Origin of the sequence: Pyxidicoccus trucidator, assembly GCF_010894435.1 — a bacterium.
In the GTDB taxonomy this organism is placed as follows: domain Bacteria; phylum Myxococcota; class Myxococcia; order Myxococcales; family Myxococcaceae; genus Myxococcus; species Myxococcus trucidator.
The window spans coordinates 1-2,580 of sequence record NZ_JAAIXZ010000050.1; the positions used below are offsets into that span (position 1 = coordinate 1).

Genomic DNA, 2,580 nt, shown 5'->3' on the forward strand with positions numbered 1-2,580 from the left:
AGAAGTTGTCGCGGCGGCCCACCCGGGGCACGCGCAGCAAGTCCCGCCACAGCTCCGCCAGTTGCTCCTCCATCGGCGTCGCGGGCGGCTCGTGCGCCTGCTCCGAGTCGAGTGCGGCCTCCGGCGCCGGCAGGGCCTTGCGGTCCACCTTGCCGTTGGCCGTCAGGGGCAGGGTGGTCAGCGGCACGAAGGCGGCGGGCAGCATGTACGGAGGCAGGTGCCGCCGCACGTGGGCGCGAAGCTCCGCGACGTCCAGGGCAGGGGAGTCGGCGCCCTCGCCATGGGCCGGCACCACGTACGCGACCAGGCGCTTGTCGCCGGGCACGTCCTCCCTCGCCAACACCACGGCGTCCTTCACGGCCGGGTGCGTGCGCAGGGTGGACTCCACTTCTCCCAGCTCGATGCGGTAGCCGCGCACCTTCACCTGGAAGTCCAGGCGACCGAGGTACTCCAGCGTTCCGTCCTGCCTCCAGCGCGCCTTGTCGCCGGTGCGGTACAGCCGCAGGCCGGCCTCCGTGCTGAACGGGTCTGGGACGAAGCGCTCCGCGGTGAGCTCCGGGCGGCCCAGGTAGCCGCGCGCCACGCCTTCGCCCGCGAGGTACAGCTCTCCCGGCACTCCCACCGGCGTGGGCCGAAGCTGCTCATCTAGGACATAGGCCCGAGTGTTGGGCAGCGGCTGGCCGATGACGGGCACCTGCACGGACGAGTCCTGCACGCACCACGTCGTGGCGTACACGGTGCCCTCCGTCGGACCGTACGCGTTGATGGTGCGCGTGCGACGGGTTCTCGACAGGGGCTGCCAGAGGGACAGGTCCATGGCCTCACCCGCGCAGACCACCAGGCGCGGCACATGGGTGCGCTCCAGCAGTCCGGCCTGGAGCAGTAGGTGGAGCTGCGCGGGCGTGCAGTCGAGCACGTCCACCCGCTGCGCCTCCAGCCACGCCAGCATCTCCTCTGGGTCCTTGCGCGTGTCCTCCGGCAGCAGGCACAGGCAGTGCCCATCGGCCAGGTGGATGAGCTGCTCCACGGACACGTCGAAGAAGAGCGGCGCGTTGAGGCTGACCCTCAGTCCTCGCGGCTGGCCTGCGTAGAGCGTCCGTGCCGTGGCCTCGTGCAGGTGGAGCACCGAGCGGTGCTGCACCATGACGCCCTTCGGCGTGCCCGTGCTGCCCGACGTGTAGATGACGTACGCGAGGTTCTCCGCGCGCACGGACGACGGGACGTCACTCTCCGGCAGGACCGCCAGTCGCGCCGCCTCGGTGTCGAGGCAGAGCAGGTGACGGACCTGGGGCCGCCACGCCTCGGCCAGGGACTGCACTGTGAGCAGCACGGAAGCTCCGCAGTCCTGGAGGACGAACGACTTGCGCTGCGCAGGGGCGGACGGGTCGATGGGCACGTAGGCCCCACCGGCCTTGAGCACCGCCAGCAGGGCGACGATGGCCTCCGGTGTGCGCTCCAGGCACAGGCCTACCGTGACATCCGGCCCCACGCCCAGCGAGCGCAGGTGCGCGGCGAGCTGGTTGGCGCGCGCGTTGAGTCGCGCATACGAGAGTGCCGAGTCCCCGAGAATGACGGCGGGGGCGTGCGGCGTACGACGTGCCTGCTGCTCGAAGAGGGTGTGGAAGCAGGTGTCGCGCCGGAAGTCGGCGGCGGCGCCATTCCACTCCACGAGCACCTGCTGGCGATCCTCCGTCGTCTGCAGGGGCAGCGCGGTCAGCGGGGCGTCCGGTGTGGCCAGGGCGCCTTCCAGCAGGAGCTGGATCTGGGCGGCGAGGCGCGCGGCCGTGGAGGGCTCGAACAGCTCGGTGCTGAAGATGATCCCGCCGCGGTAGCCATCCGGCGCCCGCGAGAGGCCGAGCTCCAGCTCGAAGCGGCTGACCGTGTGCTCCACGGCCACGCCTCGCAGCGTCAGCTCGGGCAGTGACAGTCCCGCGTCTGGCGTGTTCTGCAGGACGAAGAGCACCTGGAACAGCGGCGTGCGGCCCAGGTCTCTCGACGGGTGCAGCTCCTCCACCAGCTTCTCGAAGGGCACGTCCTGGTGCTCGTACGCGCCCAGCGTGGTGTCGCGCACCTGGGCCAGCAGCTCACGGAACGTCAGGGCCGGCGTGAAGCGCGCGCGCAGCACCAGCGTGTTGACGAAGAAGCCAATGAGGCCCTCCGTGCTCGCATGGCGCCGGCCCGCGATGGGCGAGCCCACCAGCACGTCGTCCTGACCCGAGTAGCGCTGGAGCACGGCCTGGAACGCCGCCAGCAGCAGCATGTAGGGCGTGGCGCCCTCGCGCCGGGCCAGCGCCTCCGCGGCTTCCGTCAGTGCGAGCGGCAGGTGCATGGGCACCGAGGCTCCCGCGTGCGACAGCGTTGCCGGCCTGGGCTTGTCGGTGGGCACCTCCAGTGCTTGGGGCGCACCGGCGAGCAGCAGCTTCCACCAGTCGAGTTGCCCCCGGAGCGTCTCACCCGCCAGCCACTGGCGCTGCCAGACGGCGTAGTCCGCGTACTGCACCGGCAGCTCCGGCAGCGGGGACGGCGCGCGCTGACGAAGGGCCTCGTAGAGCGCGGCCAGCTCGCGCACCAGCACGCCGA

1 protein-coding gene is annotated in these 2,580 nt (G+C 71.6%); it reads right to left on the reverse strand.

The window, feature by feature from the left end; all coding sequences use genetic code 11:
• Nucleotides 1-2,580 (reverse strand): non-ribosomal peptide synthetase (locus tag G4D85_RS48315; RefSeq protein ID WP_164021883.1); only part of this gene is annotated, 2,580 nt, incomplete at both ends.